The 7,961-nt window shown below is 68.6% G+C and carries 5 protein-coding genes and 1 pseudogene; all 6 read left to right on the top strand.

Annotated features, from left to right (window positions below; all coding sequences use genetic code 11):
- Nucleotides 1-288, top strand: a pseudogene (locus AC1DHD_RS11630) (aspartate carbamoyltransferase); the annotation flags it as partial.
- Nucleotides 288-1,673, top strand: a complete 1,386-nt coding sequence (locus AC1DHD_RS11625; RefSeq protein ID WP_476879865.1) for a dihydroorotase — start codon at nucleotides 288-290, stop codon at nucleotides 1,671-1,673. The pseudogene AC1DHD_RS11630 and the gene AC1DHD_RS11625, both read left to right, overlap by 1 nt.
- On the top strand, nucleotides 1,673-2,191 hold the full coding sequence (locus tag AC1DHD_RS11620) for a PH-like domain-containing protein (protein ID WP_476879864.1): 519 nt from the start codon (nucleotides 1,673-1,675) through the stop codon (nucleotides 2,189-2,191). Before AC1DHD_RS11625 ends, AC1DHD_RS11620 begins: the two co-directional genes overlap by 1 nt.
- 34 nt (nucleotides 2,192-2,225) lie before the next feature.
- The gene (gene carA / locus AC1DHD_RS11615) at nucleotides 2,226-3,467 is read left to right on the top strand and encodes a glutamine-hydrolyzing carbamoyl-phosphate synthase small subunit (RefSeq protein ID WP_476879863.1); all 1,242 of its coding nucleotides are present in this window, start codon (nucleotides 2,226-2,228) and stop codon (nucleotides 3,465-3,467) included.
- Nucleotides 3,467-6,817, top strand: a complete 3,351-nt coding sequence (gene carB / locus AC1DHD_RS11610; protein WP_476879862.1) for a carbamoyl-phosphate synthase large subunit — start codon at nucleotides 3,467-3,469, stop codon at nucleotides 6,815-6,817. Before carA ends, carB begins: the two co-directional genes overlap by 1 nt.
- Nucleotides 6,810-7,688, top strand: coding sequence for an orotidine-5'-phosphate decarboxylase (gene pyrF / locus AC1DHD_RS11605; RefSeq protein ID WP_476879861.1), 879 nt, complete (start codon nucleotides 6,810-6,812; stop codon nucleotides 7,686-7,688). Before carB ends, pyrF begins: the two co-directional genes overlap by 8 nt.
- Nucleotides 7,689-7,961: the final 273 nt, after the last annotated feature.

Below are 7,961 nucleotides of genomic sequence, written 5' to 3'. Positions count from 1 at the left end.
TCCTTCTTCCCGTCCACCCGCGAATACTCCCGCCGCTGGGGCTTTGACGACAACCGCCTCCGTGCCCTGGACCGCCTGGGCCTGAAGGACACCATCATCATGCACCCCGGCCCGATGAACCGCGGRCTCGAAATTTCCTCATCCGCCGCCGACTCGCCCCGTTCCACCGTCCTGGCACAGGTGCGCAACGGCGTGTCCATCCGCATGGCCGCCCTCTACCTGCTGCTCTCCGGGGACTCCCGCGAGCCAGCCACCCCCACCGCCGCCTACTCCAAGGAGAGCCACTGATGGCATCACAACACCAGGACGCAGGCAGCGCCGGCGCCTACCTCATCCGCGGAGCCTCGATTCTCGGCGGCGCCGCTGAGGACCTGCTGATCCGCGACGGCGTCATCGCCGGCCGCGGCCCCAACCTGGACACGGACCCAGAAGCGGCCAAGGGCGCCACCGTCATCGACGGCGCCGGTCTCATCGCGCTGCCGGGCATGGTGGACATCCACACCCATCTGCGCGAACCCGGCCGCGAGGACGCCGAGACGGTCGAAACCGGCACCCGCGCAGCGGCCCTGGGCGGCTACACCGCCGTGCACGCGATGGCCAACAGCACCCCGGTGGCGGACACCGCCGGCGTCGTCGAACAGGTCCTGACCCTGGGCCGCACCGCCGGCTGGGTGGACGTCCGGCCCGTCGGCGCCGTCACGGTCGGCCTGGCCGGCCAACAGCTCGCCGAGCTCGGCGCCATGGCCGACTCGCGGGCCAGGGTCCGGGTGTTCTCCGACGACGGGATCTGCGTCAGCGACCCCGTCCTGATGCGCCGTGCCCTCGAATACGTCAAAGCGTTCGACGGCGTGGTCGCGCAGCACGCACAGGAACCCCGGCTCACCGCCGGCGCGCAGATGAACGAAGGCGACGTCTCGGCCGTGCTGGGCCTCACCGGCTGGCCCGCCGTCGCCGAGGAAAGCATCATCGCCCGCGACGTGCTGCTCGCCCAGCACGTCGGCTCACGGCTGCACGTCTGCCACGTGTCCACCGCGGGGTCGGTCGAAATTGTCCGCTGGGCCAAGTCCCGCGGCATCAACGTCACGGCCGAGGTCACACCGCACCACCTCTGGCTCACCGACGAACTGGTCCGCAGCTATGACCCCGTCTACAAGGTCAACCCGCCGCTGCGCACCGACGCGGATGTCCAGGCACTGCGGGCCGCACTGGCTGACGGCACGATCGACGTCATCGGCACCGACCACGCACCGCACCCGAGYGAGCACAAGGAATGCGAGTGGGCCCAGGCCGCCATGGGCATGACGGGCCTCGAAACGGCGCTCTCCGTGGTGCAGCACACCATGATCGAGACCGGGCTCATGGGCTGGGACGACTTTGCACGCGTTACCTCCACCACACCGGCAGCCATCGGCCGGCTCGAGGACCAGGGCAGGCCGCTGGAGACCGGCGAACCCGGGAACGTCATACTCGTGGACCCGGCTGCACGCTGGACCGTGGACCCTTCTAAGATGGCAACCATGGGCCGTAACTCTCCGTTCGCGGGCCGGGAACTTCCCGGCCGGGTAGTGGCCACGTTCTTCAAAGGCCACCCCACCGTCCTCGACGGCCAGCTCAACACCCCCTACCGGTGGCCGGCCGACGCCGTCGACGCCGCACCGGCGGGCCGCAACTGATGGACAGGCTGCTCCCCGGGCTGCTGATGCTCGCCGTCGCGGCGGTGGTCATCGCGCTGATCGCTGTCGGCTGGCGCAACCGCCTGCGCCGCCAGGCCGACGTCGAGCCCCTGCCCCCCGTCCCGGACGAACCCGGTGCGCCGCTGGCGTCCGCTGCCGGCCAGTATGTTGCCTCCACCACGGCCGGCGACTGGCTGGACCGGATCGCCGTGCACCAGCTCGGGATCCGCACCAACGCCGAGCTCAGCGTCCACCCCGGCGGGGTGCTGTTCGACCGATCCGGGGCCGTGCCCCTTTTCATCCCGGCCGCCGCACTCACCGGCGTTCGGCAGGAGAGCGGCATGGCCGGCAAATTCGTCGAGAAAGACGGACTCCTGGTACTCAGCTGGCGGCTCGGGCCGCGCGAGCTGGACACCGGTTTCCGCACCCGCCGGGCCGAGGACAAGGTCCTGCTCCTGGCCACCCTTCAAGATTTGATCTCCGCTGCCCCCCAGGCAGACGCCGATAGTGGAAAGTAACAACGTGACGGAATCCAACRCAGTGACAGAAGAAGTGTCAGAGACAGCCGCAGCGGCGGCCACCAACGGGGCGCCGGCAGCACCGGCCCTCGCCGTGCTGGTGCTCGAAGACGGGCGGATTTTCCGCGGCAGCAGCTACGGCGCCACCGGCACCGCACTGGGCGAGGCCGTGTTCGCGACCGGCATGACCGGCTACCAGGAAACCATCACCGACCCGTCCTACGCCCGGCAGCTGGTGGTGCAGACCGCACCGCACATCGGCAACACCGGCGTGAATAAGGACGACGCCGAGTCCCGCCGCATCTGGGTGGCAGGCTACATTGTCCGCGACGCCGCCCGCCGCCCCTCCAACTGGCGCTCGGAACGCAGCCTGGACGAGGAACTCACGGAGCAGGGCATCATCGGGATCCARGGCGTCGACACCCGCGCCATCACCCGGCACCTGCGTGAACACAAGACCATGCGCGCCGGCATCTTCTCCGGCGACGCGGCAGCCGCCAGCGACAAGGAACTCGTGGAGGCCGTCCTGGCCAGCGCGCCGATGGAAGGCTCACGGCTCGCCGAGGAAGTCAGCGTCGACGAGGCCTACACGGTGGAGCCCGCCGACTGGGGCTGGGAAGGCGAGCCGCTGTTCAGCATCGCCGCGATCGACCTCGGCATCAAGCGCATGACCCCCATCCGCTTCGCCGAACGCGGCGTCCGGGTCCACGTCCTGCCGGCCACGGCGACCCTCGAGGACGTCACCGCGGTCAACCCCGACGGTGTGTTTATGTCCAACGGCCCCGGCGACCCCGCCACCGCCGACAGCCAGGTCACCCTGCTCCGCTCCGTCCTGGACGCCAAGCTTCCGTACTTCGGAATCTGCTTCGGCAACCAGATCCTGGGCCGCGCCCTTGGCTTTGGAACCTACAAGCTCCGTTACGGCCACCGCGGCATCAACCAGCCCGTGATGGACCGCCGCACCGGCAAGGTCGAAATCACCTCGCAGAACCACGGCTTCGCCGTCGACGCCCCGCTGGAGGGCGCCACCCAGGCGCCGGAAGAACGCTTCGGCCGGGTGGAAGTCAGCCACGTCAGCCTCAACGACGACGTCGTCGAGGGCCTGTACTGCCTCGACATCCCGGCCTTCTCGGTCCAGTACCACCCCGAGGCTGCCTCCGGCCCGCACGACGCCGCCTACCTCTTCGACCGCTTCATCGCCCTCATGGGGGAGACCAAGAAGCCTGCCGGCGAGACACAGACTGCCACCGAATCCAACACTGAGGACAAGAAGTAATGCCCAAGAGAACTGACCTTAAGAGCGTCCTGGTCATCGGTTCCGGCCCGATCGTCATCGGCCAGGCCGCCGAATTCGACTACTCCGGCACCCAGGCACTGCGCGTCCTCAAGGAGGAAGGCCTGCGGGTCATCCTCGTCAACTCGAACCCGGCCACCATCATGACCGACCCGGAGTTCGCCGACGCCACCTACATCGAACCGATCACCCCGGAGGTGGTAGAGAAGATCATCGCCAAGGAACGCCCCGACGCGATCCTGCCCACCCTGGGCGGCCAGACCGCGCTGAACACGGCGATCGCCCTCGACAAAAACGGTGTGCTGGAGAAGTACAACGTCGAGCTGATCGGCGCCAACATCGCGGCGATCGAGCTCGGCGAGGACCGCGAGAAGTTCAAGGGCGTGGTGGAGCGCTGCGGTGCCGAATCCGCCCGCAGCCACATCATCCACAGCATGGACGAGGCCCTTACGGCGGCCGAGGACCTGGGCTACCCGATGGTGGTCCGCCCCTCCTTCACCATGGGCGGGCTCGGCTCCGGCCTGGCCTACAACGAGGGCGACCTCCGCCGGATCGTCGGCCAGGGCCTGCAGTACAGCCCCACGTCCGAGGTATTGCTCGAAGAGAGCATCCTTGGCTGGAAGGAGTACGAGCTCGAGATGATGCGGGACAAGAACGACAACGTCGTGGTGGTCTGCTCCATCGAGAACTTCGACCCCGTCGGCGTCCACACCGGCGACTCCATCACGGTCGCCCCGGCCCTGACCCTGACGGACCGCGAATACCAGCGGCTGCGCGACATCTCCATCGCCGTCATCCGCGAAGTCGGCGTCGACACCGGCGGCTGCAACATCCAGTTCGCCGTCGAGCCGGACACCGGCCGCGTTGTGGTCATCGAGATGAACCCCCGCGTCTCCCGCTCCTCCGCGCTGGCCTCCAAGGCCACCGGCTTCGCGATCGCCAAGATCGCCACCAAGCTCTCGCTCGGCTACACGCTGGACGAGATCCCGAACGACATCACGCAGAAGACCCCGGCGTCCTTCGAGCCGACCCTCGACTACGTCGTGGTCAAGGTCCCGCGGTTCGCGTTCGAGAAGTTCCCGGCCGCCGATTCCACCCTCACCACCACCATGAAGTCGGTGGGCGAGGCCATGGCGATGGGCAGGAACTTCACCGAGGCCCTGCAGAAGGCCCTGCGGTCGCTGGAGCAGAAGGGCTCCCAGCTGGACTTCGGTCCCGTCCCCGAATGGGAAGTCCCCGAGCTGATTGAGAAGGCCAAACGGCCCAGCACCGAACGCCTGCACCAGGTCCAGCGCGCCCTGCTCGGCGGCGCCACCGTGGAGCAGCTGTTCGAGGCGACCAAGATCGACCCCTGGTACCTGGACCAGCTCCAGCTGCTGAACGAGATCTCCCAGGAAATCCGCCGCTCCACCGCCCTGACGCAGGAGATGCTGCAGCGGGCCAAGCGGCACGGGTTCTCCGACGCCCAGATTGGTGCCCTGACGCACAACTCCGAGGACGTCGTCCGCGGCGTCCGGCAGGCCCTGGGCATCCGCCCCGTCTACAAAACCGTCGACACGTGCGCGGCCGAGTTCGCCGCGTACACCCCGTACCACTACTCGTCCTACGACGAGGAGGATGAGGTGGCCCTGCACTCCAAGCCGTCGATCATCATCCTCGGATCCGGTCCCAACCGGATCGGCCAGGGCATCGAGTTCGACTACTCCTGCGTGCACGCCTCGATGGCGCTGCGCAAGGCCGGCTACGAGACCGTGATGGTCAACTGCAACCCGGAGACCGTGTCCACGGACTACGACGTCTCCACCCGGCTCTACTTCGAACCGCTGACCCTTGAAGACGTCCTCGAGGTCATCGCGGCGGAGGAACGCACCGGCGGCGTGATGGGTGTGTTCGTCCAGCTCGGCGGCCAGACCCCGCTCAAGCTGGCGCAGCAGCTCGCCGACGCCGGAGTGCCGATCCTCGGCACGTCCCCGGAAGCCATCGACCTCGCCGAACACCGCGGCGCCTTCTCCCGGGTGCTGGACGAGGCCGGCCTGGTCTCCCCGAAGAACGGCACCGCTGTGTCCTTCGAGGACGCCAAGAAGATCGCCGACGAAATCGGCTACCCGGTGCTGGTCCGCCCGTCCTACGTGCTGGGCGGCCGCGGCATGGAGATCGTCTACGACGAACCCAACCTCTCCCGCTACATTGCCAACGCCACCGAGATCACCCCGGACCACCCGGTCCTGATCGACCGCTTCCTTGAGGACGCCGTGGAGATCGACGTCGACGCCCTCTTCGACGGCAAGGACATGTACCTCGGCGGAATCATGGAGCACATCGAGGAAGCCGGCATCCACTCCGGCGACTCGGCCTGCGTGCTGCCGCCGATCACCCTAGGCAACAACGTGGTGGACCGGGTCCGGACCGCCACCCGCGCCATCGCCGAGGGGGTGGGCGTCCGGGGCCTGATCAACATCCAGTTCGCCCTCGCCTCCGACGTGCTCTACGTCCTTGAAGCCAACCCGCGTGCCTCCCGCACCGTCCCGTTCGTCTCCAAGGCCACGGGCGTGCAGATGGCCAAGGCTGCCGCGCTGATCGGCACCGGCGTGACCGTCAACCAGCTCCGCACCGCCTACAAGATGCTGCCGGAAACCGGTGACGGCTCCACGCTGCCGCTGGACGCACCGGTGGCGGTCAAGGAGGCTGTCCTGCCGTTCAGCCGCTTCCGCACCCTTGAGGGCAAGGTTGTTGACTCCCTGCTGGGGCCGGAGATGCGGTCCACCGGCGAGGTTATGGGCATCGACAAGCACTTCGACACGGCGTTCGCCAAGAGCCAGGCCGCGGCGAACAACGCACTGCCCACCGAAGGCAAGGTCTTCGTGTCCGTCGCCAACCGGGACAAGCGCGCCGTCATCATGGCCRTCAAGCGGCTCTCGGACCTCGGGTTCGAGATCGTCTCCACCGGCGGCACCGCCGACGTGCTGCGCCGCAACGGCCTGCAGGCCACCACGGTCCGCAAGGTCGCCGAGGGCTCCAGTGCCGAGGGGGAGGGCACCATCGCCGACCTCATCGTCGCCGGCGAGATCGACATGGTCTTCAACACCCCGTCCGGCGGCGAGGCCCGCGGTGACGGCTACGAAATCCGTGCCGCCGCCACTTCGATCGGCATTCCCTGCATCACCACCGTGGCCGAGTTCAACGCGGCCGTCCAGGCCATCGAGGCCATGCGGACCTACGAATGGTCCGTCACCAGCCTRCAGGAACACGCCAGCGCCCTCGCCGAGTCGCAGAAACGCGACGCCGAGGAACGGGTCGCGCAGGCTGCCGGTACGGTGTCCCAGCATGCCTGAGGCCGCCGGTACCGGCGGCCGCACCGGCCGGGAGTCCTTTGGCTCCCGGCTCGGGCGGGCCATGGCCCAGCGCGGCCCGCTCTGCGTGGGCATCGACCCGCATCCGTCGCTGCTGCAGCACTGGGGCCTGAACGACGACGCCGCCGGGCTGGAGCGCTTTTCGCTGACAGTACTGGAGGCCGTGGGATCCCTCGCTGCCGCGGTAAAACCGCAGGTGGCGCTGTACGAGCGTCACGGGTCGGCCGGGATGGCGGTGCTGGAACGCACCCTCGCCGCTGCGGCTGACTCCGGTGTGCTGACCATTGCGGACGCCAAGCGCGGCGACATCGGCTCCACCATGGCAGCGTACGCGGACGCCTGGCTGCGCGACGGCTCGGCCCTCGCGGCGGACTCGGTCACCCTGAGCCCTTATCTGGGGTTCGAATCCCTGCGGCCGGCCCTGGACCTCGCGGCAGAGAGCGGCCGCGGAGTGTTTGTCCTGGCGCTGACCTCCAACCCGGAAGGCGCCTCCGTGCAGCACGTCGGCGGGGACGACTCCGTCGCACGCCGGATCACCCGGGCCGCCGCCGTCGAAAACCAGCGCTACACCGCTGAAGCAGGTGAACTGGGGTCCGTGGGCCTTGTGGTCGGCGCAACCGTCGGCTCAGCCCTACAGGACCTTGGTCTGGACCTTGCGGCTGTGCGCGGCCCGATCCTCGCCCCCGGATTGGGGGCGCAGGGCGCCACGGCGGCCGATTTGCGGCGCACCTTCGGCAACGCGTACGGGCAGGTTCTGGGCACCTCGAGCCGGGACATTCTCGGCGCCGGACCGCGCGCCGCCGAACTCCGGGACGCGGCCCAGCGGACCCTCGACGGACTCCGCGACTCTTAGACGCGACGCAGCAGTACACCGTTTGCCAGGAATGGCCGCTATAGCCTCGGCTTTGCGGCCATTTCTGGCAAACGGGCGGCGACGGCGGGAGGCCAGCCGGCCGTCCGACGTCGGGCTGGTCCCCAAACATTGATTTCAGGTCCATCGATTTCGGATCCATTGATTTCAGCCGCTCCCAGCGGGTAGGTTCAGGATGAGTCCGCGGCACGGGCCCGGTGCCGCCCGGCTCGTCCGGCCGGGTGGTTATGCATCGCCTGTCCAGTTACGCAGGGA

The organism is Arthrobacter sp. 05L45_2 (assembly GCF_056397525.1).
This window is presented reverse-complemented; position numbering and strand designations above follow the sequence as displayed.